The 25,513-nt window shown below is 49.2% G+C and carries 16 protein-coding genes and 2 tRNA genes; 7 read left to right on the top strand and 11 right to left on the bottom strand.

The features are described from left to right. Positions 1-33 precede the first annotated feature (33 nt). The 3 genes from epsC to J2S36_RS03460 all read right to left on the bottom strand — a co-directional run bounded on the left by epsC (position 34) and on the right by J2S36_RS03460 (position 2,885). Complete coding sequence (gene epsC / locus J2S36_RS03470) at positions 34-606, bottom strand: serine O-acetyltransferase EpsC (protein ID WP_309955607.1); 573 nt, start codon at positions 604-606, stop codon at positions 34-36. Positions 607-746: 140 nt separating this feature from the next. After that, a complete protein-coding gene (gene cysK, locus J2S36_RS03465; protein WP_309955606.1) occupies positions 747-1,682 on the bottom strand; it encodes a cysteine synthase A in 936 nt (311 codons plus the stop codon). Positions 1,683-2,237: 555 nt separating this feature from the next. Beyond that, on the bottom strand, positions 2,238-2,885 hold the full coding sequence (locus tag J2S36_RS03460) for a YigZ family protein (RefSeq protein ID WP_309955604.1): 648 nt from the start codon (positions 2,883-2,885) through the stop codon (positions 2,238-2,240). Positions 2,886-3,154: 269 nt separating this feature from the next. Between J2S36_RS03460 and rpmF the strand changes: the two genes are divergently transcribed. Further along, a complete protein-coding gene (gene rpmF, locus J2S36_RS03455; RefSeq protein WP_309955603.1) occupies positions 3,155-3,316 on the top strand; it encodes a 50S ribosomal protein L32 in 162 nt (53 codons plus the stop codon). Positions 3,317-3,421: 105 nt separating this feature from the next. Here the strand turns inward: rpmF and J2S36_RS03450 are convergent, their stop codons facing one another. The 3 genes from J2S36_RS03450 to J2S36_RS03440 form a co-directional block, all read right to left on the bottom strand. Further along, on the bottom strand, positions 3,422-3,610 hold the full coding sequence (locus tag J2S36_RS03450) for a hypothetical protein (protein WP_309955601.1): 189 nt from the start codon (positions 3,608-3,610) through the stop codon (positions 3,422-3,424). Positions 3,611-3,852: 242 nt separating this feature from the next. Further along, the gene (locus J2S36_RS03445; RefSeq protein WP_309955599.1) at positions 3,853-5,646 is read right to left on the bottom strand and encodes an amino acid ABC transporter ATP-binding/permease protein; all 1,794 of its coding nucleotides are present in this window, start codon (positions 5,644-5,646) and stop codon (positions 3,853-3,855) included. Next, complete coding sequence (locus tag J2S36_RS03440; protein WP_309955596.1) at positions 5,646-7,640, bottom strand: ABC transporter ATP-binding protein/permease; 1,995 nt, start codon at positions 7,638-7,640, stop codon at positions 5,646-5,648. The genes J2S36_RS03445 and J2S36_RS03440 overlap by 1 nt, the downstream gene beginning before the upstream one ends. Positions 7,641-7,955: 315 nt before the next feature. On the opposite strand from J2S36_RS03440, the gene putP reads away from it, so the two are divergent. Next, positions 7,956-9,527 (top strand): sodium/proline symporter PutP, encoded by a 1,572-nt coding sequence (gene putP / locus J2S36_RS03435; protein WP_309955593.1) that lies wholly within the window; start codon positions 7,956-7,958, stop codon positions 9,525-9,527. Positions 9,528-9,755: 228 nt separating this feature from the next. Continuing rightward, a complete protein-coding gene (locus J2S36_RS03430) occupies positions 9,756-13,235 on the top strand; it encodes a bifunctional proline dehydrogenase/L-glutamate gamma-semialdehyde dehydrogenase (protein WP_309955589.1) in 3,480 nt (1,159 codons plus the stop codon). Between the two features lie 166 nt (positions 13,236-13,401). Here the strand turns inward: J2S36_RS03430 and J2S36_RS03425 are convergent, their stop codons facing one another. The 3 genes from J2S36_RS03425 to J2S36_RS03415 are packed head-to-tail and all read right to left on the bottom strand — an operon-like array spanning position 13,402 to position 16,929. After that, the gene (locus J2S36_RS03425; protein ID WP_309955587.1) at positions 13,402-14,406 is read right to left on the bottom strand and encodes an aspartate-semialdehyde dehydrogenase; all 1,005 of its coding nucleotides are present in this window, start codon (positions 14,404-14,406) and stop codon (positions 13,402-13,404) included. Positions 14,407-14,450: 44 nt separating this feature from the next. Continuing rightward, entirely contained in the window at positions 14,451-15,761 is a 1,311-nt protein-coding gene (locus J2S36_RS03420) for an aspartate kinase (protein WP_309955584.1), read from the bottom strand. A gap of 7 nt (positions 15,762-15,768) precedes the next feature. Continuing rightward, a complete protein-coding gene (locus tag J2S36_RS03415; RefSeq protein ID WP_309955581.1) occupies positions 15,769-16,929 on the bottom strand; it encodes a homoserine dehydrogenase in 1,161 nt (386 codons plus the stop codon). Between the two features lie 384 nt (positions 16,930-17,313). On the opposite strand from J2S36_RS03415, the gene thrC reads away from it, so the two are divergent. Then, positions 17,314-18,945, top strand: a complete 1,632-nt coding sequence (thrC, locus tag J2S36_RS03410; protein ID WP_309955579.1) for a threonine synthase — start codon at positions 17,314-17,316, stop codon at positions 18,943-18,945. A 38-nt stretch (positions 18,946-18,983) separates the two neighbouring features. Next, positions 18,984-19,853: a homoserine kinase gene (gene thrB / locus J2S36_RS03405; protein WP_309955576.1), complete on the top strand. Its 870-nt coding sequence runs from the start codon at positions 18,984-18,986 to the stop codon at positions 19,851-19,853. Positions 19,854-20,133: 280 nt separating this feature from the next. Here thrB and J2S36_RS03400 read toward each other — a convergent pair. After that, positions 20,134-20,204 (bottom strand) — tRNA-Gly (locus tag J2S36_RS03400). Between the two features lie 172 nt (positions 20,205-20,376). Here J2S36_RS03400 and J2S36_RS03395 point away from each other — a divergent pair. Together J2S36_RS03395 and J2S36_RS03390 are read left to right on the top strand one after the other, a co-directional pair. After that, a tRNA-Pro gene (locus J2S36_RS03395) sits at positions 20,377-20,450 on the top strand. 298 nt (positions 20,451-20,748) lie between these two features. Next, complete coding sequence (locus tag J2S36_RS03390; RefSeq protein ID WP_309955573.1) at positions 20,749-23,853, top strand: beta-galactosidase; 3,105 nt, start codon at positions 20,749-20,751, stop codon at positions 23,851-23,853. 632 nt (positions 23,854-24,485) lie between these two features. Here the strand turns inward: J2S36_RS03390 and rarD are convergent. Beyond that, positions 24,486-25,412 carry an EamA family transporter RarD gene (gene rarD / locus J2S36_RS03385; RefSeq protein ID WP_309955570.1) on the bottom strand — a complete coding sequence of 309 codons (927 nt, stop codon included), beginning with the start codon at positions 25,410-25,412 and terminating at the stop codon, positions 24,486-24,488. Positions 25,413-25,513 lie beyond the last annotated feature (101 nt).

The following is a 25,513-nucleotide window of genomic DNA, read 5'->3' as shown; positions in this document are numbered from 1 at the left end:
GCAAATTATAATGTTTTGCGGACGGCGCTGTTGCTAAATCAGTATCGCGGGGTCGATATTGTGGGCGAGTTTTCCAGTTGGCCGATTTTCAGCTGGAATCCCGATTGCGCTGTGGTTTGCTGGTACATCTTTTACTACTACAGCGTTGGCGCCGATTTTTGCATCATCGCCAATGTGGATTGGGCCTAATACTTTTGCTCCGGTGCCGATTGTGACGCGGTTGCCGATCGTTGGATGCCGTTTTCCTTTTTTCATTGACGTTCCGCCAAGTGTGGTGCCGTGAAAAATCAATACGTCTTCGCCAACTTCAGCCGTCTCACCAATCACTACTCCCATGCCGTGATCGATAAATAAACGCCGCCCGAGTTTGGCGCCAGGGTGGATCTCAATTCCAGTGATCGCCCGAGTGATTTGTGAGATGATCCTTGCCGGAAAGCGTAAAAGCAAACTTTTCCGCCACATTAAATTAGCTAAACGATATGCCCAAACAGCATGTACGCCTGGATAAAGTAGTGCGACTTCGATCGTTGAGCGTGCCGCTGGATCATGATCGACGACTGCTTGGAGGTCTTCAAGGAGTTGTTGGCGGAACGGAATTTGCTTCATATCGTGCCCTTAGGTTTTAGCGGTGAGTTTGAGCGGATCAGAAATCCCTTGAGGTTTTCGCTGATATTTTCAGAGCAGGCTTGGTGGCAGTGGATTCATCGCTTTCACTACCACCAAGCCTGCTCTGAAAAAATTCGTGATTATTCGGTGAGCCCTTCAAATAACGGAGTGGATACGTAACGCTCACCAAAATCAGGAAGGATCACAACGATGTTTTTACCTGCGTTTTCTTTCCGAGCTGCAAGCTGGATCCCAGCCCAGAGGGCCGCTCCGCCGCTAAGACCAGCAAGTACGCCTTCTTTGTGTGCTGCCGCGCGTGCCGTCTGCAGTGCATCTTCAAATTCGACGGTGATCACTTCGTGATAAAGTTCGGTGTCAAGTACTTCTGGGACAAAGTTTGCACCAATTCCTTGGATCTTATGCGGGCCTGCTTTTCCTTCGGAAAGCAGTGGAGAATCGGCAGGTTCAACTGCTACGATCTGCAAATCTGGATTTTGTTTGCGCAAATAGTGCCCTGCGCCAGTAATTGTGCCGCCAGTGCCGATTCCAGCTACGAAAATATCAACTTTTCCAGCCGTATCTTCCCAAATTTCTGGGCCGGTAGTGGCTTCGTGCTTTGCCGGGTTTGCGGTGTTTGCAAATTGGGATGCGAGTACCGCATTTTCAGTGTTTGCAACAATTTCTTTTGCTTTATCAACTGCTCCTTGCATGCCGCCTGCCGGTTCGGTAAGTACGAGTTCGGCACCAAATCCGCGCAGCAGCGCACGGCGTTCTTTTGACATCGAAGCTGGCATCGTCAAAATTACCTTGTAACCACGGGCGGCGCCAACCCAGGCAAGGGCAATACCAGTGTTACCAGAGGTAGCCTCCACGATCGTGCCACCTGGGCGAAGCTGACCTGATTCCTCTGCTGCATCGACAATTGCGACACCGATCCGGTCTTTCACCGAATTTGCAGGATTGTAAAATTCAAGTTTTGCTAGGATCGTGCCTTTAGCTTCTTCTCCGGCAATGCGATTCATCCGCACGAGAGGGGTCTTTCCGGTAAGTTCAGTAATGGAGTTATAGATTGGCATTTGAATTTCTTTCTATTTGTTTGGCAAGGAGAGTTGTAAATATTAGGTTTTTTGTGAAATAGCTGAGCTATTAATTCCTGACTTCTGGTTTAACGCTATCTGCCGATACAGATATTCCGGATAAAAATCACTATTTTTGATTTGATAGAAATGGAATATTGATAGCACCGTTGATGATCTGTAGCTGAGAAGCGGTAACGTCAACTATTTTGTGCTGAGCGCCAGGCATGCGCGACTGTGATCCCGAAGCTGAACAATGGAAATTTTGCATGCGCACAAGTAAAGCCGAGCGCTCTACTGACAGTGATGATGGCAACACGCGGTAAAAACAGATGGGATGCGAGTTGCGGTAAATTGCTGCATAATCGCCTCCATTAAATCCGTTGTATGATCGAAATAATTTATCTCTTTTGTGTAAGCGAAGCTGAGCTCCGCGCTATCTTGGTAACGATATTTACATAAATCCATATTTCGGTGCAAATTGAAAATTAAAGTTTCGCTGAGTGTGAAGCTGGCTGATTTCCGTGATTGATCGATTGTGTTTTAGCAGCCTTGCTAATTCAAGGTTTTAGCGGGGACTTCACGAATAATTGGTGCGATTACCGTGGGTGTGCATTGCCCGGATGTGATTTGGGCAAGTTGTGCCGAAAAATCCGCTACGTTAGAAATGGCGAGATTAAAGACGGCTTTTGTTGATTCATATTGCACATCGATTAAATCAAAATTTCGTCCGCGGAGCTCTGCTTCGAGACGGCCTGCAAGGTCGTGCCGTGCATTTACTTGGACATGTTTTAACTCGTGTGGAGTCAGGACGGGGGTGCCGCGCAGACATTCACGCACCGAGCTAGAGTAGGCGCGTACAAGCCCGCCGGTGCCAAGGAGCGTACCGCCAAAATAGCGCACTACGACGGCGGTGAGGTTGCTCAGATTAAAACCATTGAGTGTATCGAGCATGGGTCTTCCGGCGGTGCCAGAGGGTTCGCCGTCATCGGAAGAATGTTGGAGTGGCTGCGCGCCAGGCATAGAGATGATATAGGCGCTGCAGTGATGGCGTGCATCTGGAAATTCGTCACGAATTTCGTTAATGAATATTCGGGCGAGCTCTTGGGAATCTGTGCGACGGATGACGGTAATAAACTCTGAACGTTTGATTTCGATCGTGTGGCGAATTTCCGTTCCGGGTGCTAAAAGGAATGTGGGCATGGAGAAAGTCTATCGGTCTAGTGGTGGATGCGAAGATTTTTCGCCAAGTAGTAGTTCTTTTTGTACTTTATTTATATTTGTGGGTGGTGCTGCACACAAAATATTGCTATGCAATAGCGTTATTTCGGTTGGATACGCTAGACTATTCATCTGTGTGTTCTGTTTGCTGATTTCCCGAATCGGCTGATTCGAAATCGCACAGATCAAATCAGATACTTGAAACTGGAAACTTCGTTTTAGTTTCTGGAGGAATTGGAAGGAGCGGTGGAATGGCAGTTCCAAAGCGTAAGATGTCTCGCAGCAATACCCGCTCTCGTCGCTCCCAGTGGAAGGCTGAGCTCACTGAGCTGCAGACCGTCCGCGTTGGTGGTCGCGAGTTGCGTCTCCCACGTCGCCTAGCAAAGGCTGCGCAGAAGGGTTTGGTCGACTGATCGCCCTGTAGCCGTGGCTGCGGTAATTGAATACTTTAGCGGGGGTTTCAAGCTTTATGCTTGAAACCCCCGCTTTTCGGATCCGTTGAGTGTGTTAACCTCGGTTTATTCTTTGTTTTTGCTAGCGAAAACAAAGAATAAAACTCCGAGAAGTACTGCTACTGTAACAGCTGCTGGTAAAGCTTCCCTGATCGGATTTTCTGTGGGAAATAAGTAATTAAGACCCAATACAGTAAGAAAAGTTGTAATCCCGCCGATTAAAGCAACAATGACAGAGATGATTTTCTTGTTCATATTTCACCAGCTCCAGAAGAGAGAACCGCCCCAGTGCCTACAGCACCAGTAACGGCTCCAATCACGAGTGCTAGACCAGTTAATTTACTCGTGATGCTCATGACTAAATCTCCTTAAAAAGGCTGCCAATAATAAGCGGTTCAGGAATACTCCCTACCGTTAATGAGAATTATAATCATTAACGGGTTAAGGGTCAACAACAGTTAGGAGTAAATCACGTGACACTTTAGATAAACATATTATTATTTTTCACTGTGTGCACTTTCATCGTGGATGCGCTCTTTGTGTATTGCGTGCGCATCCGCCTCACGTGCCATTAGTCGGGCAATCACAGCCGATCCGCGGATTTGCTGGAGAGTTCCAATCGCCTGGATCTGCCCGTTATCAAGTACGATCACCTGATCTGTTTGAGTGAGACTTGCTGGGGAATGAGTTGATTCTAGAATCGTCAACCCCGGCAATGTGCGGCGGAGCCGATCTCGCACCCGATCCGCCTGGGTGGGGTCAAGATGTGATGTGTATTCATCGAGTAAAAGTACATCTGGATGAAGCAAAATTGCTCTTGCTAATGCCAGGCGTTGCCGCTGACCGCCGGAGAGCAGATTTGCGCTTGCACCTACCTGCAAATCTAATCCGCCGCGCGGTGCAAGCTCATCGCGTAGTTCTACTAGTTCTAAAACGTTCAGCAAATCTTCGTCATCCGCTTCTGGCACTGCCAAACGCAGATTTTCTGCGACGCTCATATTAAAGAGCGTGGCCGTCTGCTCTACTAAAAGTACACGGCGTAATTCTTTCTGAGAAATATCGGTTAAAGGTACTTTGGAAAATTGTATTGCACCATGGCTTGGATCAAAGTGCCTTGCAACCAATTTCAAAATTGTGGATTTTCCGCAGCCAGATGCGCCGATCAAACACGTATGACTTCCCGCAGGGATATCAAAACTGACCTGATCTAATGCTGGGCGCGTACCTGCACCATGATTCGGGTAATAGTAACTCACATTGTTGAATTTAATTGCTAAAGCACCGGCTGGAAGCGCTACTGGATTTTTGGAAAATTCAACCTGAGCTGATGTCTGTGCGATATCGTAGACGCGTTCAGCAGCTGCCAAAGAATTATCTAAATCCGCGGCAAAATCACGCACACCTGCCGTCACGCCAAAAAGACTCCATACAAGCACTGTGAAAATCCCTAAATGTACCAGCGGAACTTGTAGCTGAACCCCGGTGGCTGCCACGCCGAGTGTCGTCATGAGTGAAATCAGGACGGCGCTGCAATTCCGGATTGCGGTCCAATTACCGCGTGGATTTTGTTTTTTGCCCAAGCGAAGATCAAGATCGCGCAATTGTGTTAAACGTTCTTGAGTGTGACCGTATCCTGTTACTTCAGCCATGCCTTGAATTGAATCTGTTACATGTTGTGCAATCTCAGCACGGACGGTGCTGGCTGCTTGTGCGCTGGCAAAAGAGCGTTTTATCCCGAGTGCCGGAACCAGGAAAATACTCAGCAGCAGCCCGCAAGCGGCAATCATGCTCGGAGCCCAGCCAACGAATGGGCCGGTAACACACAAGGTAATTACCGGAACGGTAATAGCGGTGACGGCTGGCGCGAAGGTGTGCGCATAAAACACTTCAATCCGATCAATATCTTTTGTTGCGCGTAAAAGTAAATCGCCTGATTGATGCATATTCTGGGTGGCAATTGGGAGCATTGAACGGTAAAACTCAACACGCAGAATTTCCAGTGCTTTGAAAGCCACGAGATGCCCCAGAAAGTGTTCAAGATAATTACAAAAAGCCTTGAAAAGTGTGAGCGTAATCAGCACTAATATCCCACCCCAGAGCGGCAACGGGAAAATCCACTTTCCATTCGCGTCAGCGAATAATGAGCCAAGCATCCATCCGCCAAGGAAAAGGGTAAGTAGATGTGCGAAGAAGTAGAGATGCCGGAAAAGCGTAGAAAGCAGGAGTGGTTTGAGCACAGATTTAGTGACGGAAATCAGCCATTTGCTAATTCGGGAAATGCGTTTAATCATTAGTTTTCCTCTGCCTGAGTTACCGATGCAGCTTTATCTGCCGTTGCGGGAGTAGATAACTGTGTGTGCGGACCGCTGGAAATTGCGGTAGCACTTTCATTTTGTACTAAATACTGCGTGCCCAAATTCGCTAAGGCGAGTCGATGCGTCGCTAGGATGACAGTTTTTTCTGCGGCAAGTTGCATAAGCACCTGTTCAATTATTGCTTCAGATGCAAGATCGACTTGTGAAGTCGGCTCGTCAAAAATGAGTAATTCGCGGTTGGAAAGGATTGCGCGAGCAATTGAAATTCGCTGTGCTTGCCCGCCGGAAACTCTTGCTCCGCGCTCGCCTAAATCAGTATCTAATTGCTGTGGTAGTGAGCGGGCCCATGCTGCAAGAGAAACTTTCGCAAGCGCATCGTAAAGTTCGGCATCGCTAGCATTGGGCTTCGCCAAGCGCAGATTTTCTGCTAACGTACCGGAAAAAAGCCAGGTTTGTTGGCGTACCACAGCGCTTTTTGCACGGATCTCGTCTTGTGTATCGGCGCAAAGTTCGACCCCGCCGATGCGTATATCTCCTTCTGCGGGCACCAAATCTCCACCAATGATTGAAAGCAAAGTCGATTTTCCGCCACCTGATTTGCCAAGCAGTACTGTGGTAGTGCCAGCTGGAACTTGGAGATCTAGGTTGCGAAGTACCTTAGTTTTGCCGTCGTAGCTGAAATTTATGCCATCTAAAGAAATGAAATTTTCTGCAAGTTCGCCCGGGTTTGCTGCAAGCTGGCAATGCTGCTTTTGCCAGTTACTTTCACGCTGCATGAAATCGCGAATTGCGCGCATTCCGGCGCGTCCGCCGAGCCCAATATAGAAAAATCCGCCGACCTCATTGATCGGAGTGGTGAGTTGGGTAGTGAGCAGGATCAGTGCAAAACTTCCACCGATGCTCAATGCGCCAGCCTGGAACCGAAGATAGGCGAGCACTATTGCCAGCGTGACCAGGAACAGTGAAAATACAGCTTCCATCACAAAAAGCAGCAGTTGATTTCGGGCAAGTAGGCGCATTAACGCGACACGATTTGCTTCGCCGGTATTGGCCAATTTTTCGCCGGTAGTTTTGGCAGCATTGATGCCAACCAAAGTGGGCAGCCCTTGGATCGCTTCTAAAAATTGCCCAGCAAGCTGCTCACGCATTTGCCGCGAAGTATTTGAATCTTGCCGGAAAAGCTGTTGAAAGCCGCCAATTGCTAATGGTACGAGGGGGATGCAAAGAAAAAGGATCACGGCGCTCAGCCAGTCGATGAAAAATGCAATCACTGCAAGAGTTAAAAATGGAGTGAGAACAGCGCCAAATAGTTGACCGATATATCCTTGGCGATATGCGGTAACCCGTTCTACAGAATCAGTCAATGTGGAAAGGATCGATCCGGTTTCTGCGCCGTTGAAACGCGCTGGTCCGAGTCGGAAAGCCTGGTGCAATAAACCTTGCCGCATCCGTAATGACTCGCTGTGCATACTGCTGCGCTGTGCGATTCCCAAGAGGAAGGATCCCACAGCAGCTACTGCGATCCACATTGCGCCTGCTGTGATCCATGTTTGCAGTAAGATTTTCCCGTCACTAAAGAAGACTAAGCTAATTATTTCGCCAATCGAATATAGCGCGATAGCGCTCGCGATCGCTTGGATTGCAATTAGTAGCACTTGAATCCAAATCGCTGCATTTCCTGGCTGAAAGAAAGCGTTTTTGGCATTTTTCGGGGAAGAGTTTGCGGAATTTGTGGGTTTATCTGGAGTGTTTTGGGTGGGAGTAGCTGCAGTGCCAGAAGCGGTGAGCGGCTTTTGCTGTGTGTCAGTTTCGGTTTTCGATGACGAATCGTGGTGTTTCAACACTGTACTTCTTTGCTTCTTTCCTGTTCCTGGCGAATGATCAGCTAAACCTTGATCAGCTGCGAGTTGGCAAGCGTAAATACGCAAAGTCTCTGCGCTAGGTATTGCTGGCGATAGTTTCCATCTCATGATACTGATTCTTTGGTGGAAGAGCTATTGAGCATCTTCACATTTTTCTACGATTGTTTGGAAATATAGTGAATAATAGGTTTGTTTTTGAAAATTGAGAAAACTATGAAATCTTTACGTGAAATGTCTTAATATTGAGATATTCGTGGAAAACTCTTGTGTGACCCAGTGAACATCGGATAACGTGTTGGAAATAGGCACGAATAATCCTTATTGCAGGTTTGGGGTAAGCTCAGTGAAGCTGTTCCGGGAAGCTGTGATGAGCATGAATGGAAGCAATAAGTTACCCGAATACAAGCAGAGAAGGGAACCTAGATGAGTCAAATAACAGGTCAGGCAATTGCGATGATCATCTATTTCGTCGCCATGATTATTATTGGTATCTGGGCATATACGCGGACGAAAAATCTCGATGACTACATGCTCGGCGGACGCGATCTTGGCCCTGGCGTAGCTGCTCTCTCAGCAGGTGCTTCAGATATGTCAGGCTGGTTACTGATGGGACTTCCCGGTGCGCTGTACCTCAATGGGATCGTCGAAGGATGGATCGCGGTAGGGCTGACGATAGGCGCATGGACCTCTTGGAAAGTAGTGGCTCCCCGTCTGCGGTCATATACTCAGGTAGCTGGTAATTCAATTACTGTACCGTCATTCCTGGGGAATCGGTTACGTGACCAAACGCGTTCTGTGCGTGTGGTGGCGGGCATTATCATCTTCATCTTTTTTACCTTCTATGTTTCTTCGGGGATGGTTGCCGGAGGAACATTCTTTGAATCTGCCTTTGGGATGGACTATCACCTGGGGATGGTAATCGTGGCAGCAGTGGTAGTGCTTTACACGCTTGTGGGTGGATTCCTGGCAGTATCGTGGACGGATATGGTGCAAGGAATGATGATGCTGGTTGCCCTGCTTGCGGTGCCGATTGCGGGTGTGATTGCACTCGGTGGTTTTGATGCGCTTTCCGCAGGAGTGAGCGCAGTGAATCCAGATTTTCTTGCTCCATTCGGCAATGCCACTGCAATCGGTGTGATCTCCTCTTTAGCATGGGGGCTAGGATATTTCGGGCAGCCGCATATTATTGTGCGATATATGGCGTTGCGCTCACCAAAAGAAGCAAAACAAGCTCGCCGGATCGGCATCGGCTGGATGGCTTTATCGGTGATCGGTGCTGGTGGTACGGCAATCGTAGGGATCGCCTTAAATCATGTTGGCGTGATCAAAATTGGTGCGGGGCAGCATGAATCCGTCTTTATTGTGACTGGGCAAACACTTTTCCCGGCATTAGTGGCAGGATTTATGCTTGCGGCAATTCTCGCGGCGATCATGTCTACGATTTCCTCGCAGCTGCTCGTCACATCATCAGCCGTCGTAGAAGATATCCTCAATGCGAAAGGTGAGCGGCGGCGCGATGCGGCAAACTCGATTGTGATCGGGCGAATTGCGGTATTGCTCGTATCGGTATTAGCAGCAATCTTTGCATGGTTCAAAACCGACTCGATTTTGAATCTCGTGGCATTTGCATGGGCTGGATTTGGTGCAGCATTTGGTCCGATCGTATTGCTGGCACTCTACTATCGTAAGTTGACCTGGCAAGGTGCGCTTGCTGGAATGGTTTCTGGGGCTGCGGTAGTTGGCGTATGGGGTACCTTCAAATGGTTTGGTCTTTATGAAATTTTGCCGGCATTCATCATTGGGCTGCTCGTGGCATGGATAATTTCGCAGCTTACTTACTGTGAGAATGCGGAAATCAGTGCCGAATTTGCTGCAGCTGTGCGCTTATCTACTGCTGATTCTGCCGGGATTGAAGCTGAATTTAAGCCAGCAGCAAAGTTGGCGGCGCCAGTATTTGGGGCGGATGGGAATCTTTATCACGAAAAGGAAATCTAAAAGGCGTAGAGTGAAGCTCAGATCGACCCAAAATCGCGGGGAGTGAGGGATCGCGCAGTTTTATGATCGGATAGCTCAGGAGCGCAAATGATCAACACGGGAAGATTGGCAGCAAAGCACAGTAGCCAGGAAGCACGGAAAATTTAGCAAACTTGCCAAGAAGCAGTGCATGATTTTCCAGAATGTATTGCTTAAACCGAATAATTACCTAATGGAGGGTAGATTTTAATGGGTGGAAAACCAGAAAATTTTGATGCGATCGCAAAACGTGCAGTGAAGCGTGCCAAGTATTGGCTTGCAGAATCAAAAAAGTATCCAAATGATCGTGCAGCTGAACTCTTGGCAAAGACACTGAAAGATCCAAGCGGTTTGGATTTTACGGTCGAATTTGTGGACGGAGTGATTCGTCCGGAAGATAAAGCTGTGAGTGCGGATAAGATTGCGAAGCTCGCGGGGCAAGGCCCATCATTCTTACCGCAATATTTACAAGTGCCATTGAAAGTGGGCGGAAAAGTAGCTCCGCTAATGCCGAAGGCAGTAGTGCCAATGGCGGAGAAAGTATTCCAACAGCTCGTGGGCGATTTGGTACTTGATGCGAAAGGAAAAGGTTTAACTAAGTCAATTGCGCGGTTGAAAGCACAAGGCGCACGGTTGAATATGAACCTCCTGGGTGAAGCCGTGCTTGGGAACAAAGAAGCAGCCAAGCGGATGGCTGATACGATTGGACTCCTTGAGCGCGATGATGTTGATTATGTATCGATGAAAGTTTCGGCAGTGATTGGCCCGCATAATCCGTGGGCTTACGAAGAAGCAGTGGATAACGCAGTAGCAGCGCTTTTGCCGCTATATTCCCGGGCGAATTCGTATTCTCCAAAGAAATTCATCAACCTGGATATGGAAGAATATCACGATTTACACATGACGATAGATGTGTTTAAGCGGATTTTGGAACGCCCCGAATTTAAACATTTGCGTGCCGGAATCGTATTGCAGGCATATTTGCCAGATGCGTTGCCAGCGATGGAACACCTACAAGCATGGGCAGCAGAGCGTGTTGCGGACGGTGGTGCGCCGATCAAGGTGCGCGTAGTCAAAGGTGCGAATCTTTCGATGGAACGTGTGCAGGCGGTAACGCACGGCTGGGAGCTCGTGACCGAACCTTCCAAGGAGCATACCGATGCAAACTATGTTCGCGTACTCGAATATGCACTTCGCCCAGAGCATCTGCGTAATGTAAATATCGGTGTGGCTGGGATGAATCTATTTACTGCCGGATTTGCCTATGAATTGGCGCAAGAACGCGGATTGTTTGATGGCTCAAACCAAATTGAATTTGAAATGCTTGCCGGTATGGCTGCTCCGCAAGCGCAGGCGGTAAAGCAGGATACGGGGCACTTGCTCTTTTATGTTCCGGTAGTGAATCCAGAAGAATATGATGTGGCGATCGCATATTTGGTGCGGCGCCTTGAAGAAAATGCATTGCCGGCGAATTTCATGTCGTCAATTTTCGAGATTTCGGAAAGTGAAGCGCTATTGCAGCGTGAAGAAAATCGGTTCCTTGCAGCATGTGCGCATGCTTTTGATGATGAAACTGGGCCAAATCGAAAACAAAACCGGCAAACTGAAACCGAAGCAGAAATCAAGGAGATCGTCACAAACGAATTTGGTGATTGGGAATTTCAAAATACGCCGGATTCGGATCCGTCACTACCAGCGAATCTGCAATGGGCGCGGGAAATTGCTGGCCGGATGCAAGGATCACAGCTGGGGCTAGCTGAGATCACTGCAGCGCATGTGGAGACGAAAGCGAAACTGGCTGAAATTATCGACAGCGCGGCTGCAGCTGCCACGCAATGGGCTGCGCGACCAGCGGCAGAGCGGGCACAAATCATCCACCAGGTGGGGATTGAACTGGCAAAACATCGCGGTGAGCTGATTGAAGTAGCTGGATCTGAGGCTGGAAAGACAATTGATCAAGGTGATGTGGAAGTCTCTGAAGCATGCGATTTTGCGCATTACTATGCTGAACAGGCCAAGGCGCTTGCGCAATTGGACGGAGCAGTATACAAGCCATCTCGGGTGATTGCTGTTACTCCGCCGTGGAATTTCCCAATGGCAATTCCGGCAGGCGGTGTGCTTGCTGCACTCGCTTCGGGTGCGTCAGTGATTTTTAAGCCAGCGTCACTTTCGGCGCGTACCGGCGCATATTTGGCGAAGCTAATGTGGGATGCTGGTGTGCCTCGTGAAGTTTTGCGGCTTATCGCTTTAGATGAGCGTTCGCTTGGGGAGGAGTTGATTCGTCATCCAAAGGTTGATCGTGTGATTCTCACTGGTTCGATCGAGACGGCGAAACTCTTTAAGAGTTGGCGTCCGGAACTCGGCGTGCTGGCTGAAACTTCTGGCAAGGATTCGATTATCGTCACGCCACATGCGGATCTTGATTTGGCTGCAAAGGATGTGATCAATTCAGCCTTTGGTCATGCTGGGCAGAAGTGCTCTGCTTGTTCGACGGTAATTCTTGTCGGGTCAGTGGCAAAGTCGAAACGTTTCCGGAATCAGTTACTTGACGGCGTGAAATCGCTACACGTAGGCTATCCGTGGGATTTAGAGACGCAAATGGGGCCATTGGTAGAGTCGGCAAAAGGCAAGCTTTTGCGTGGGCTGACCGAGCTCGAAGAAGGTGAAAACTGGGCGCTCAAGCCGCGTCAGCTTGACGAATCGGGGAAGCTGTGGAGTCCGGGCGTGCGCGTTGGTGTAAAGCCGGGTAGTGCATACCATCTCACAGAATACTTTGGTCCGATACTTGGTGTGATGACGGCAGAAACACTTGAAGAAGCCGTAGAACTGCAAAATGCGACAGAGTTTGGGCTGACAGCGGGAATCCATTCGCTCGATGCTGCGGAGATCAACTACTGGCTTACACATGTAGCTGCAGGTAATGCGTATATCAACCGGGGGATTACTGGTGCGATCGTGCGTCGTCAGCCATTTGGTGGCTGGAAGCGTTCAGCAGTGGGTGCTGGGACGAAGGCGGGCGGGCCTTCATATCTCTACGGTCTTGGATCCTTTGAACGGAATGAAAATATTCCAACGCTCCCGATTCCGCTCACTAGAAAGCAGCTCATCGCAGCTGGAAAGATTTCGGGAAATCTGGAAAATGGGCGCTTCTTGACCGATTTCCTCTCTTCAGCGGAGCAGGCGATCACGCAAGAATTTGCAGTTGGGCATGATCCTTCCGGGCTCGTAGTCGAACGCAATGTATTGCGTTATCAACCGCTGCCAGTGCTGGTGCGTTTGGCTGATGGGGAAGATTCCTGGCAGCTGGTAGCTTTGACCGCAGGCGCACTTGAACTTGGTTCACAGGTAAGTATCTCTGCTCGTACAGATTTGGAAGATGATGTGCTTGCATATCTGCACGAATGTGGTGTGAGGGTGAAGCTTGAAACGGATGAAGAATTTAATCGCGCAATGGCTCGCTGGGCGCGTGATGCCGGGTATGACGGGCGGATCCGGCTCATTGGTGGAGACTATGGCAAGCTGGCTGCAGCGATTCCGCATGAATATGCAGCTGACGTGGCGATTTGGTATGGGGAAGTGACACTGAATGCCCGAGTTGATTTACTTCCATTCGTTCACGAACAAGCCGTATCCTTTACGAACCATCGTTTTGGGAATCCAACACCGCTTGGGAAGCTAGTTCAAATCTAAGTAGTGGTAGTGTTTTGAAAATCATGGTGACCAGTTGTGAAATCTTGCAACTGGTCACCATGATATTTTCTGGATTTTATAGTTGTACAGAAACTTTTCCCGCGTCTGCAGCAGATCCGAATCAAAACTGTCAGATAGAAAGAAATCTCATTCTGCGCTGCTTTTCTCAAGCAATTACGAGCTCTGCAATTTGTACGGCGTTTGTAGCTGCACCTTTGCGTACCTGATCGCCACAACACCACAGGCATAAACCATTTTCATTTGTCAGATCAGGGCGAATCCTGCCGACATAGACGGTATCTTGCCCGGAAGTATCAAGCGGCATCGGATATTCATGATGCGCAAGATCGTCTACGAGTTTACAGCCGGGCGCATTTGCAATTGCTGCTTGCGCTGCTGCTACTGATACCGGGCTGTCGAAAGTGCAAGTGATCGAAATTGAATGACTCCGGACTACCGGCACGCGCACGCAAGTGCATGAAACTTTCAGCTCAGGCAGGTGCATGATTTTACGGCCCTCATTTTGCATCTTCATTTCTTCTGAGGTGTACCCTGCGTATTGTTCGCCACCAATTTGCGGGATCAGATTGTAGGCAATTTGATGTGTGAATACTTCTGGTGGATAGACTTCCCCCTTTTCGATGGAGCTTATTTCGGCAGCTAGTTCAATTGGTCCGCCAGCTCCAGCCCCTGAGACGGCTTGATAAGTGGACGCCGTCATCGTCTTGATTTTCGCGATGGAGTTAAGCGCATTCACGGCTGTGACGGCAATAATCGTTGAGCAATTCGGATTAGCAATAATGCCTTTATGGGTGAGTACATCTTGTGCATTTACTTCTGGCACAATCAACGGCACATCCGGATCAAGTCGGAAAGCTGAGGAATTATCCACAAAAACCGCTCCAGCACGTACGATCGCTGGTGCAAAATGCTGCGCGATATCATTTTCTGCAGCGCCCAGCACAATATCTACGCCGTCAAAAGAGCTCTCGGTAGCTTCTTGGATTGCGACCTGCTTTCCTTGGAAGGTTACTGTTTTTCCTGCAGAACGTGCACTGGCAAGCGGGATCAGCGTGCCGACCGGGAAATTGCGTTCATCCAAAATATTTAACATTTCCTGGCCGACAGCACCGGTGACGCCAAGAATCGCAACGGTGTATTGCTGCATCATATTCTCCTAGTTTTAATTATTTCAGTGGTAATGGTTCGGATCTGTTAGTTTACGAAGCTGGCGTATAGCAAAGAAATAGTGGATTTGAAATCGCGATTATCAATACCGAGAATGATGTTCATTTCGTCGGGGCCTTGAGTGATCATGCGGATGTTGATCCCGGCTTTTCCGAGGGCGGCAAAGATTTGCCCTGATGTGCCTGGGCGGGAAGCCATATTGCGCCCGACGATTCCGATGACGGCAATACGTTCATGAACGTTGAGTGCATCAGGGGAAACTGCTTTGCGAATCTCATTCATCACGGCGTACAGGTTTTTCGCAATCGCTTCTGAAGGAATTGCAAATGAAACTGAATCGATGCCATTAGTGATGTATTCAACAGGTACATTGTAATCTTCAAAAACGGAAAGAATTTTGCGGCATGTGCCAACCTCATTACTCATCCCATTTTTCTCCAGCGAGACGATTGTGAAATCTTGCTTTCCGGTGATGCCGGTAAGGAAGAGCTGATTTTCGCGTAGATCGAAATCGTCTTGGATCATCGTCCCCGGATGCTGTGGATTGTTCGTATTGCGGATATTGATTGGAATCCCTTTTTCCCGTACCGGGAAAATAGTGTGCTCATGCAGTACCTGCGCGCCAAAGAAACTTAATTGACGTAGTTCCGCATATGTGATGAATGGGATCGTTCGCGGATCATCGATAATGCGCGGATCTGCCATGAGGATTCCGGAGACGTCAGTCCAGTTTTCGTAAACGTCCGCACTGAAAGCTGCTGCTGCCAGTGCGCCGGTGATATCAGATCCGCCACGGGAAAAGGTTTTGATCCGACCGTCTGGCATAGTGCCATAAAAACCTGGGATTACAATACCCGGAAGCTGGATTTTATCCTGCAATGCTTCATAGGTTGCCTGCTGATTCACATTTCCGTCAAATTTGAATCGCACCCATTTGGTGGCGTCAAGAAATGCGAATCCAAGATATGCGGCCAGCAGTTTTGCGGAGAAATATTCGCCGCGCGAGACGATCTCATCTTCTGAAAGCTTTTTCGCTTCGAGATCTGTTTTGAATTGTGCAAATTCTGCTTCGAGCTCGACTTCAAGCCCAAGTTCATCACGGATCCCGAGAAAACGATCTTGGATGATTTGAAAAACTGGAGTGCAGTCTACTCCATATTTGATATGTGCATTACAGAGATAAAGTAAATCAGTGATTTTATGATCATCAGGGAAACGTTTACCGGGGGCGGATACTACGACTACCTGGCGTCCTGGATCTGCAGCAACGATTTCTTTAACTTTGCGGTATTGCGCTGCATCAGCCATTGAGCTGCCGCCGAATTTTAAGACTTTCATAGTGCTCTCATTTCATTTCGTGAACTTGGAAATCGCGGGGGAGTGCGGCGGCGAAAACTTCGCGGTGCGCTTTCAGCCATTGGTGCATTTTTGCCACGGGCTGCGCAGTGGTGAGGATCCCCTGATCCCAATGCGCGCTGATTTCAGCTGCCGGCCAATCTGCTAAATCGGTGGAATCTCCACGTAGGTAGTAGTGCAACTGTGTGGAGTTTTCGGCTGTTACTTCAGATTGTGGCACAGTATCGGTATGAAAACTTTTGCCTGCGAGGAGATCGCATAAATCTTGGAGTACGTTATAGGCGGTTGGGTAGCGTCCGGCACCTTGACCGCCAAAACTTTGTGTGCCGGTGGCGCTTCCGGAAAATTCGGCAAGATTGTAATTCGTATGCACTGCTGCTGTCGCATCTGAGCTGCGCACCAGGGTTGGCTGCACGTATGCTTCAATGCGGTCGGCAAACTTATCTGCGGTACCCAGAAGCTTGCAGACGTAACCGCGTTCGGTGAAAGTAGTGATGTCCGCAGAGTTGATTTGGCTGATTCCGCTCACCGGCACAGATTCGTGATGGAGCGAAATTCCGAAAGCGATATTTGCTGAAATAGTGAGTTTTGCAGCTGTGTCGAGGCCATCTACATCTGCAGACGGATCCGCTTCAGCATAGCCGAGATCTTGTGCCTGGCGTAATACTTGCTGGTAGTCGAGTTGTTGGCGCGTCATTAAGTCGAGCATATAATTGCATGTGCCGTTGAAGATTCCGTGAATATGATCGATTTCTTGGATTCGTTTTGCACGCTCTAAATTTGCGAGCCAACCGATCGAGCCGCCTACTGCCGCTGAGGCACGAAACTTTGCACCGCTCGTTTTTGCAGCGGCAAGCAATTCATCGTATTTGGCTGCAAGGAGCGCTTTGTTTGCCGTCACTACATTCTTTCCAGCGCGCAAGGCTGCCAGCACGTATTCGCTGGCATGCTCGATTCCGCCAATCACCTCAACGACGGTATCGATTTCGGGATCGTTGAGGATCTGTGAAAAATCATGAGTGACGGTACACCCCGGAATTTCTCCGTCTTTTCGGCGGAAAACTGTGACGATTTCCAGCTCAGGATGTGTTTGCGCGAGTTGATAGACGCCTTCGCCGACCGTGCCAAATCCGAGTAAGCCTATTTTCACTGATCGAGCTCCTTTTCTGACTCTGATTCCGAATCTGATTTCGTTGCCGATTTTCGGATGCAAGACCGGTGACCACTTTCGTACTTACTGCATTCAGCGCGGTTCTTAAAAAGGAGCGCCAGCCTGCTGATCTGATCTTTGCTCGCCAAAAGCTTACCTTCTCTTGGAAAGCCTGGCGTGCACTGATTCACGCTTCGGCGATGCTCAAAATATCAACGGTGAAAGCCAATTAGCCGATTATCGGATACGATATTTTACATCGTAGCGAAAAGTTTCCGCGGAGGTGCTTTCTCCCACAATGCAGTCATATTGTGGGATGCACAGTCCGATGTGGGTGGCGAAAAGCACCTGAAAATTTTTCCAGAATAGTAGAAAGACCAACAAATGCGCTATCACTCTACACGAAACCGGGATTTGCAAGCCACTGATATGAGAGCAATTATTGACGGGCTTGCGCAAGATGGTGGGTTATTTGTGCCTGCTGCCATCCCTGAATTTGATTGGCAAGCCTGCTTGCAGCTTTCGAGCATGGAGATCTCGGCAAAACTTCTGGCAGCTTTCTTTCCGAATTTACCGCAAATGGAAGCTCTTGTTGAGCGGGCGTATGCCGGGAAATTTGAATCTGATGTGCTTACGCCTACTGTGTCTGTGGGTGATTTTGCAGTGCTTGAGCTCTTTCGCGGTCCGACTTCAGCATTCAAGGATGTCGCACTTTCGGTGTTGCCGCAGTTACTTGTAGCTGCGAAGCAGGAAGCTGGTGAAACGAGCCGTACGCTGGTATTGACGGCAACGTCGGGAGATACCGGAAAAGCTGCGATGGAGGGTTTCGCTGATGTGCCTGGTACTGAAATTTGTGTGTTTTATCCTGACGGTGGAGTATCGCAAATTCAGCGAGCGCAGATGGTTACGCAAACTGGTAAAAATGTGCATGTTTACGGGATTAAAGGAAATTTTGATGATGCGCAAACGGGTGTAAAACAGATTTTTGCCGATGTGCGAGATGGTGTGAATGCCGTCAATGCTGATCATGGTGCGAGTGATGGAAATGCGGGCACAAATGTGAAAGCTGCTGCGGGAATGCAGGCTGTATCCAGTACACAAGCAGCTACTGCGGATAATTATGCATTGCGGGAATGTAAGCTTTCCTCGGCGAATTCGATCAATATTGGTCGGTTGATTCCACAGATCATGTATTATTTCGCCGCTTATCGGGATTTGCTGCAAGCTGGGCGGATCGAGTTGGGGGAGCGGGTAGATTTTTCAGTTCCAACAGGGAATTTTGGTGATATTCTTGCTGGTTATTTGGCAAAGCGTTTAGGGTTGCCGGTGGGGAAGCTGCTTTGTGCGTCTAATGCAAATAATGTGCTTACTGATTTTTTCCGTACTGGCGTATATGATCGTCGGCGCGAATTAAAAAAGACGATCTCGCCATCAATGGATATTTTGGTTTCTTCAAATCTGGAACGGATGTTGTACTTCTTGTGTGAAGACCCCGCGCAAGTGCAGGCGTGGATGAATGATTTACGCCAAATGGGGTATTACCAACTTTCGGCGCAGCAACTTAGTGAATTGCATGAACATTTCTGGGCTGGCTATTGTGACGATAGACAAGCCGGTGAGACGATTCGGCAGGTGTGGGAACGTGACGGATATTTATGCGATCCGCATACTGCTGCCGGGTGGAAGGTGGCACAGGATTATTGGCAGGAACTCGCCGCGAACGATGCAGTAGCTGATGTGCAAACTGAGCAAGGCGCGCAAAGAAAACGTGTAATGGTGGTGCTTGCTACTGCGGCACCATATAAGTTCCCGCGTGCAGTGCTTGAGGCGCTTGGGCAGATCCCGCAAGGTGATGATTTCGCGTTACTGGATCAATTACATGAGTATACGAATGTGCCGGTGCCACAAAATCTTGCCCGACTGCAAGAATGTACTGAATTGCATCCTGCGGTGATTCAGACTGCGCAAATGCGTGCGGCGGCATTTGGGGAGCTGAGCTGCCGTCAGTGTAAATAACTGCGGGAGCTTGTGAAGAATAAAACTAAGGAGCGTTCATGAGCGTGATGCAAGTTCGTGTACCTGCAACAACTGCCAATCTTGGTCCAGGATTCGATAGTTTTGGCTGCGCCTTGAGTCTGGCAAATACGGTTACTTTCGAGCCGTCAGAGAAACAACTCGAATGGGTTGGGTACAAGCCGGAGTACGCTACTGAAGATAATCTGATTTATCAGGCATTTCGTGCAACATTTGCATACTTGGGCGAACCCGTAGCCGGCGTGCGCATTTCGGCGCGTGAAGAGATCCCGTTTTCGCGTGGTTTAGGGTCTTCTGCGGCGATGCTGGTTGCTGGTGCGTTGGGGGCGAATGCGATGTCTGGAAACCAGCTTTCGCTATGCCAATTGCTTGAGATCACTAACCGGATCGAAGGGCATCCAGATAATCTTGCTCCAGCATTCTACGGTGGATTGACGGCATCTTTAGTGGACGATTCGGGAATGCCGATCACGCGTAATTATCAACTTCATGAGAGCTGGGAATTCCTGGTTTTTATCCCTGATTTTCCGCTTGCAACCGCGGAAGCTCGTGCCGTGTTGCCCCGGAAAGTGGAGCTTGCTGATGCTGTTTATAATGTGTCACATGCGGCGTTGCTTTTGCGTGCTTTGGCTGATGGTGACGCTGATTTACTGCGTGTGGCACTTGCTGATCGGCTGCATCAGCCATATCGGGAAACGCTGATTCCTGGATTCGCTGAGATTTCTGAGCAAATCACTGCTTTCGGCGGGAAGATCTGTATTTCTGGTGCAGGGCCAACCTTGCTTTGTATCACGCAAGATATTGCCCCAGAACAGATTAGACTGCCACAAGGGTGGAAAGTATTGCGGTTGGTGCCGGATTTGGTCGGAGCCGTCGTGAGTAAAATCTGAAACAGATGGGCTAATCAGGTTGCAGTTTTTTTAGAGCCCCAAAGGAATACTCGCCAAACGTGGACCCCGACCTTATCAAATCCGAGGTCATAGTAGAGCGAATGACGGGAATCGCGCGGATTTCGCTTTGTGCAATTCGTCCCGCTTGCAGCATAGCTGCTGCGCGTCTACCGTCGGAAAATGCTATCGGCATTTTCTTTCCGGTGTCAGCTCTCCCGGGTTTGATTCCCAGGCCCAGATAAAACTTTAGCCCAGCCAAAAGGCTGAGCTAAAACTTCAGAGCGAATGACGGGAATCGAACCCGCGTAATCTGCTTGGAAGGCAGAGGCTCTACCATTGAGCTACATTCGCACTTGCGAGGTTGAAAAATATCAACCGGCTCAATGAGTCTAGCAAGAAATATTGAAGATGAAAAACATAAAGTTTAAATGTGGCTCACGTAATAAAAATGAATTGGGAATTTTACTGAAAGTCGATTAACATTTATTGAGTCTGCTAATGCAGCGTAGCGAAAATTTAATAACGGGGTATGGCGCAGTTTGGTAGCGCGTCCGCTTTGGGAGCGGAAGGCCGTGGGTTCAAATCCCGCTACCCCGACGATGTGTTGTCTCGCGACATAGTTCCGGCTATGTCGCGAGGCATTTTTTTTATTTTGTGTGGTGTTGTCTCGCGTCATTGTTCCTTTTTTTGGGTTGGTATTTTTTGGTTTTGTCGATGGTGTGTTCGGCGAGGAATTTATCGCGATTTTTTCGGGTGTGGCGGGTGCAGGCATGGATGGGCTAAAAGGAAGTTAGAAATTTGCCAGCAGAATCGCTAAACTGGCACTAACCATTGAATGCTAAACCAATGATGGCCGCTGTCAATGTTCGCCTAATGACGAAGGAGTCACGCGAAAATGAACCATAATCATCCTCGATTTACCCGCTTAGCCACCCTGGCTGCGGCTGGCGTCGCGGCTGTGGCGCTATCTCTTAGCGGATTGGTGGGTATTTCCGCCGCTTCTGCTACTCCCAAAGTTTCACAAATACTGGAGACGCCCGTTTCCACCGTCGTTAAAACCAATATCAACGACGGTAAACATATCAGCTTCCCCGGCAATGACGGTCGCCCCCATAAAGTCACTTGGGATAAGTATACCTTCAAAGTAGACGATGAACCTTTGCATATCTACTCTGGGGAAATCCACTACTGGCGGCTGCCCAGCCCGCAGCAGTGGCGCGACGTGATGCAGAAAATGCGTGCCGGCGGGTTTAACGCTATCTCTCTGTACTTTTTCTGGGGTTATCACCAGACTTCACCCGGCGGAGCTTACGATTTTACCGGGGTGAAAGATCTTGACTTGCTCATGCGGATGGCTGCCGAAGAGGGGCTCTATGTGATTGCCCGTCCAGGGCCGTATATTAACGCGGAAATCTCGATGGGCGGGCTGCCGGCATGGATGACGAATTCCGGGGCGAACCTGCGTTCTGCGGACGACCCTGCGGTGTTGGCTCAATCCCTAGATTGGATGCATCACGTCAACCAGATCCTCAAGAACCACCAGGTCACGAACGGCACCGGCTCAATGCTCATGTATCAGAGTGAAAATGAGATGTTTTTCCAGGCCACCCCGCAAATCAAGTTCCAGCGGGCGTTGACGGATCAGATCCGCAAGGATGGCATCACCGTGCCGCTATTCCATAATGACTGGGCGCCAAACGGAAAGTTTTCAGGCGAAAAAATGCGTCAGGCAGGGCTAGATTTCTATGCCTACGACGACTATCCGATTCGTTTCGACTGTGGCGCGATGCGTTTTGAACTTGGTGATCACGAGTCGAAGGTGCGCAGATTTGCGCCGGACTCACCGATTTTCGTTGCGGAAGGTCAGGGCGGGGCGTTCAGCCCGTGGGGTGCGAAATTCCAAGCCTCGGATTGTATCGACTTTGCTGACGATAACTACATTCGCCAATGGGGTGCTACGAACATCGGCAATGGCGTGACCGCTTTCAACTATTACATGATTTTCGGCGGCACCAACTGGGGTTGGACCGGATCTCCGCACTCGGGTTTCACATCCTATGATTACGGCGCGGGCATCACTGAGGATCGCGACTTGACCGGGAAGTTCACCGCACAAAAGGAACTCGGCTACTTCCAAAATGCGGCGCCAGCCTTTGCTCGCAGTGAACCAGTGAAACCTTCTGCGATTAAGGCAAAGTTTGGTTCGGCGGTGGTCAAGGGATACCAGCGGCTCGGCGTTGATCCTGAGGCTTCCGTCACCGGTGGCGGAATGCGCTGGCTGGCGTTCCGGCATGTGTCCTCAAACCAGAAACGCACCTCTCATTTCGCTACGAACTTGCGGCTCACGGGTGCGGACGGGGCCACGATTGAATTTCCAAGGATCCCGGCTGACCCTGCGCGCTATCTGACGATTCATGGACGTGACGCGATGATGATGACCGCCGATCAACGCCTGGGTGACTTCGAGCTGTATTACACTACCTCACAACTGTTTGCGAATGAGGAACTTGCGGCGGGGCGGTTTGCGGCACTGATCGGGGCTTCCGGGGATTATGGCGAATCCGCATTCCACTTTGCTACCGAACCTCAGGTTGATGCGCCAAAGGGTGTGGATGCGGTCTACGATCTGGCAACAGAGCAGTTGCGTGTGTCCTATACTTACGGGGATATTCCGCAAGACATCCGCATCACTGATGCTGACGGTAAAGTGTTGCATTTGCAGGTGCTGTCCCGTGATATTCTGCACGATAAGTGGCTGCTGTCTGGTGGGGATGGTACACAGACTCTCTGGGTTGACGGCGCGGATCTCGTGCGTACTGTGGAATTTCAGGGAGATACTGCACATTTGACTGGTTCCATGAACCAGGAAGGTAAGATCACCGTGTGGCTGCCTGCCGGGATAAGTAAGGTTACTTTCAACGGTGCGGCTGCAGGTAGTGCTGACGAACTTGGCCGTGTGGCGTTTAATGCCGCTGGACCTGCCCCAGTAGTGGCACCTTCCTTGCAATGGCGTGCTCAAGGGGAAAGCCCTGAGGCGGCTGTGGATTTTGATGATTCTAACTGGGTGCGCGCCGATGATACCGAAACGGACAATCCGAAGCAAGGTCCCGGCCTGGTGCAAAAGGTTGTCTTGGATGCGAATCACTACGGTTTCCATGAGGGTGACGTCTGGTATCGCGCCCATTACAAGGCTGCGATGAATGACCCGTGGCTGTCCTTCACTGCCTTCGGGGCTGAGGCAGCAAACTTCCTGGTGTGGGTAAATGGGCAATATGCCGGGGCTTACGATGCTAACGGCATGTTGCAGATCGTGCGCACGCCACGTGGCTCTGTCACCAAGGGCGGGGACGTCACTTTAGCGGTGTTGCTGCGCAATAATGGGCAACGCGTGGATTGGCAAGGCTTCGGGGAATCTCAGCATGGAATGGGGATTCATGACGCTACGTTGATCAGCTCCGGTCCAGTGGAGTGGAAGATCCAAGGTGCCGTCGGTGGGAATACTGCGATTGATCCGGCCCGCACGATTTACAATAACGGCGGATTGTTTGGAGAGCGTCACGGCTGGTACCTGCCTGGGTTTGACGATTCGGCATGGCAGCCGGTGGAAAGCCTGCGCGCGGAGAAACCCGGCGTAACCTGGTTCCGCACGGATTTTGACCTGGATGTGCCGGCGGGGCAGGATGTGGGGTTCCGCCTGAATGTGAACTCGCAGCGTTTTGCGAACAAGTCTGACCATGCGCGCACTGTGATGTTTGTGAACGGTTGGAATGTGGGCACCTGGGTGGGTGACGTAGGGCCGCAAGAGTCCTTCACTATTCCGGCTGGTTTCTTGAATATGAACGGGCATAATGAGATTGCGATTGCCTTGACGGCAGAGGAAGCTAGTGCTGGTCCGGAGTCGATTGACTTGTCGGTGATCATGAATCAGACCGGAGGTTTGGATCTGCGCCTGAATGACGCGCCTGATTATTCTGAGTTGCAAGGCAGATTGGAGCGCTAAATATTAAGCAATTTGGGGTGTGTCAAAGTCTCTTGATGACGCTGGCACACCCCAAATTGTTGAGGATTTAATATATTTCTTCTTGAAAGTTGTGGTTAGTCTGCATCTGCCTGCCGTGCCGTGGTCACTGTATCGGATAGCGTAATCTGAAGCTGTTAATGGGTAATATCCCGAAGAGATTTCTTGCTGTCTTAGTTTTGCCGAACAAAGAAAATAATGTGGAAATTAAATTTGTATTCTGATACACAAAAGGTGTACCTTTTGCTTGAGGATTAAACTAGGCGTCTGGGCATGGCATAGATCTGATTCCAGTGTTGGGTGAGAGTCGGAGATGCCGTAGCGGGGTGTTTTTGGTGAAAAAGTGGATCAGTTTTACGAGAGACACGCTGTTCATTTTTTTGTTTTCTTGGTGTTTGTGACGAAAATTGTGCATGCATGGAATGGTTTTTGGATCGCAGTTTTCATTACTGTTGTCATAATGATCCCCGATACGGTAGCCATTTTTAAAGGCGATAAAGATACAGACACAGAGCGTTAATACCAAGATATCTTCTGGTGGGCGTGCGTTTGACTCACGTCCACCGAATGTAAATACACACAAATAACTGCGTTATAGATAGTTTTTCAAAGAACTAGCGCTCCTTGCATGTAGATCTTCTTTTGCGGGTAATTATGATCCCGTCAATTGATAAACACAGCAGCGCCAGCCAAATAATTCCGGAACCGATCCAACGCTCAACTGGCATATTTTCATGAAACACAAAAACGCCAATCAGCAGCTGCATGATCGGGCTAATATATTGCAAAAATCCAAGAATCCACAGTGGTAATTCGCGTGAAGCGATCGCAAAAAGCACTAACGGCACAGCCGTCACGATCCCTGAACCGATCAGCAAAGCAAAGATCATGAGAGAATTACTCGGATCAGGCAGCCTTTGCATAAAACTCTGGTTCGTCCACAATAAATATATTAAATATCCGAGCAGAAACGGCATTACCGCAGTATTTTCAATGACCATCCCAGCCAAAGCAGGCACATCCTTTGCCACCTTCTTTTTCACCAGCGAATATAGTGCAAAAGATAATGCAAGTATGATCGAGATCCAAGGCAGCGCACCCATTGAAATCACCAAATAACCAACCGCAATCACACCTAAGGCAATTGCAACTTGCTGCAGGAAAGTAATTCTTTCACGCAAAATAATCACACCGAAAGCAATGGTCACGAGCGGATTTATAAAATATCCCAACGAGGCATCCACAGTTCTGCCAATCTGCACGGCATAAACATATGTAGTCCAATTCGCGACAATAAATATCCCTGCCAAAGCTAGCCGCCAAATAATTTGTGGCGTCATAATAATTTGGCGCAAGCTACCCAATTGCCCAAAGATGACGATCAAAAGCAGGCAGACAAGCATTGACCAAAAAGCTCGATGCACAATTACCTCAAAAGGTGCAACGTCTTTCAACAAAACAAAATACAGCGGAAAAAATCCCCAAAGTATGTATGTGCCAGCTCCATAAAGCCAAGCGCGAGAACTAGAATTTGTAAACACTTATGCAACCAACATTTCAAATTAATAAAATCTGCATCTCTAAGTTTCCTGGAAAATACTTTGTAGTGCATATTCGGAGGTGTGAATTTCAAGGTTTGCCG

Origin of the sequence: Arcanobacterium hippocoleae (genome assembly GCF_031456295.1) — a bacterium.
In the GTDB taxonomy this organism is placed as follows: domain Bacteria; phylum Actinomycetota; class Actinomycetes; order Actinomycetales; family Actinomycetaceae; genus Arcanobacterium_A; species Arcanobacterium_A hippocoleae.
This window is presented reverse-complemented; position numbering and strand designations above follow the sequence as displayed.

Bases quoted from the DNA above. Each gene is read 5' to 3' on its own strand.
- epsC (WP_309955607.1), bottom strand. From the start codon at position 606: ATGAAGCAAATTCCGTTCCGCCAACAACTCCTTGAAGACCTCCAAGCA.
- cysK (WP_309955606.1), bottom strand. From the start codon at position 1,682: ATGCCAATCTATAACTCCATTACTGAACTTACCGGAAAGACCCCTCTC.
- J2S36_RS03460 (WP_309955604.1), bottom strand. From the start codon at position 2,885: ATGCCCACATTCCTTTTAGCACCCGGAACGGAAATTCGCCACACGATC.
- rpmF (WP_309955603.1), top strand. From the start codon at position 3,155: ATGGCAGTTCCAAAGCGTAAGATGTCTCGCAGCAATACCCGCTCTCGT.
- J2S36_RS03450 (WP_309955601.1), bottom strand. From the start codon at position 3,610: ATGAACAAGAAAATCATCTCTGTCATTGTTGCTTTAATCGGCGGGATT.
- J2S36_RS03445 (WP_309955599.1), bottom strand. From the start codon at position 5,646: ATGATTAAACGCATTTCCCGAATTAGCAAATGGCTGATTTCCGTCACT.
- J2S36_RS03440 (WP_309955596.1), bottom strand. From the start codon at position 7,640: ATGAGATGGAAACTATCGCCAGCAATACCTAGCGCAGAGACTTTGCGT.
- putP (WP_309955593.1), top strand. From the start codon at position 7,956: ATGAGTCAAATAACAGGTCAGGCAATTGCGATGATCATCTATTTCGTC.
- J2S36_RS03430 (WP_309955589.1), top strand. From the start codon at position 9,756: ATGGGTGGAAAACCAGAAAATTTTGATGCGATCGCAAAACGTGCAGTG.
- J2S36_RS03425 (WP_309955587.1), bottom strand. From the start codon at position 14,406: ATGATGCAGCAATACACCGTTGCGATTCTTGGCGTCACCGGTGCTGTC.
- J2S36_RS03420 (WP_309955584.1), bottom strand. From the start codon at position 15,761: ATGAAAGTCTTAAAATTCGGCGGCAGCTCAATGGCTGATGCAGCGCAA.
- thrC (WP_309955579.1), top strand. From the start codon at position 17,314: ATGCGCTATCACTCTACACGAAACCGGGATTTGCAAGCCACTGATATG.
- thrB (WP_309955576.1), top strand. From the start codon at position 18,984: ATGAGCGTGATGCAAGTTCGTGTACCTGCAACAACTGCCAATCTTGGT.
- J2S36_RS03390 (WP_309955573.1), top strand. From the start codon at position 20,749: ATGAACCATAATCATCCTCGATTTACCCGCTTAGCCACCCTGGCTGCG.